Annotated in this window: 2 protein-coding genes; both read left to right on the plus strand. The window is 67.5% G+C overall.

Features of this window, described 5'->3' with window-relative positions:
- Positions 1–81: 81 nt before the first annotated feature.
- Positions 82–513 (plus strand): hypothetical protein, encoded by a 432-nt coding sequence (locus AB0F72_RS42120; protein WP_360444950.1) that lies wholly within the window; start codon positions 82–84, stop codon positions 511–513.
- A gap of 41 nt (positions 514–554) precedes the next feature.
- Positions 555–1535 carry an IS3 family transposase gene (locus tag AB0F72_RS42125; protein ID WP_360444953.1) on the plus strand — a complete coding sequence of 327 codons (981 nt, stop codon included), beginning with the start codon at positions 555–557 and terminating at the stop codon, positions 1533–1535.
- Positions 1536–1561 lie beyond the last annotated feature (26 nt).

The following is a 1561-nucleotide window of genomic DNA, read 5'->3' on the forward strand; positions in this document are numbered from 1 at the left end:
CCCTCCCTGTCACGCTGATGTGAGACAGCCCGTCTACCAGGGGATACTCTTCCTGGACGGTCTTGAGGAGAGCACATCAGCATGTCGTCGAAGCCCCACGAGAGTCTGGATCCGGACGCCCGGCCCCAGCGGCGGACATTCACCGCAGAGTTCAAGGCGCGGATCCTGGACGAGTACGAGTCGGCGCCGGATGCGGCGGCTCGCGGGGCGATCCTGCGCCGGGAACGGCTGTATGGGTCACATATTCTTGACTGGCGCAAGGCCCGTGACGCCGGAGCCGCGGCCGGCCTGACGGACCGCCGGCAATCGGCCACGCGGGCGGCGAAGAAAGCCGAGAACGCCGAACTTGCCCGCCTTCAGCGCGAGAACGCCCGCCTGCAGGCCGAGTTGGCGAAGACCCAGACCGCCCTGTCGATCATGGGAAAAGCGCACGCGCTCTTGGAACTGCTCTCCGAGAGCGCGGATACCGTGCCGACGCCGAACCCGTCCTCGCCGAGGCGCAGCAGACGCTGACCCCGCTCTGGGGCATCGCGCCCGCATGCCGGCTGACCGGACTGTCGCGGGCGACGCTGTATCGACGCAGTGCGCCGCCGCTGGCCTCAAGGCCGCGGGCACCACGTAAGCCACCGCCATCAGCACTGTCCGACGCCGAACGCCAGCAGGTCCTGGACCTGCTCAACAGCCCGCCGTATCAGGACCTGGCCCCGGCGCAGGTCTGGGCCCGGGAACTCGACGAGGGCCGCTGGTGGTGTTCGGAGTCCACGATGTACCGGATCCTGCGGGCCGCGGGCCAGTCCGGCGAACGCCGCGCCCAGGCCACGCATCCGGCCCGCACCAAGCCCGAACTCGTCGCCGACGCGGCGAATCAGGTCTGGTCCTGGGACATCACGAAGCTGCGCGGCCCGGTCAAAGGCGTGTGGTTCCACCTCTACACGGTGATCGACATCTGGTCCCGCTACGTCGTCGGGCATCTGGTCGCCGCATACGAGGACGGCCAGCTCGCCGAAGCGTTGATCGCCGACGCGGCCGCCCGGGAACGCGTGAACCCGGATCAGTTGATCGTGCACGCCGACCGCGGCGCGGCGATGATGTGCAAGACCGTCACCCAGCTGCTGACCGATCTGAAGATCGGCCGTAGTCACAGCCGGCCGAAGACCTCCAACGACAACCCGTTCATCGAAGCCAGCTTCAAGACCCTCAAGTACGACCCGACGTTCCCGGAGCGGTTCGGGTCGATCCAGCACGCCCGGCAACACTGCGAAGCGTTCTACACCTACTACAACCACGAGCACCGGCATTCCGGGATCGGCCTGCACACCCCGGCCTCAGTTCATCACGGCACCGCCGGACAGATCCGTGAGCAGCGGCAACACACCCTCGACGCCGCCTGGGCCGCGCATCCCGAGCGGTTCGGGCGCCGTCGTCCGCAGCCACCCCGCCTCCCGGACCGGGCATGGATCAACAAACCCGACAACCACGACGCGGACCAGTCCACCGACCCGCCGGTGACCATGCAGCCAGCAGCAGAAAGCTAAACAAAATCAACAAACTGTCTCAGTTG

This window comes from Actinoplanes sp. NPDC023936, from assembly GCF_040639325.1.
Lineage (GTDB): Bacteria > Actinomycetota > Actinomycetes > Mycobacteriales > Micromonosporaceae > Actinoplanes.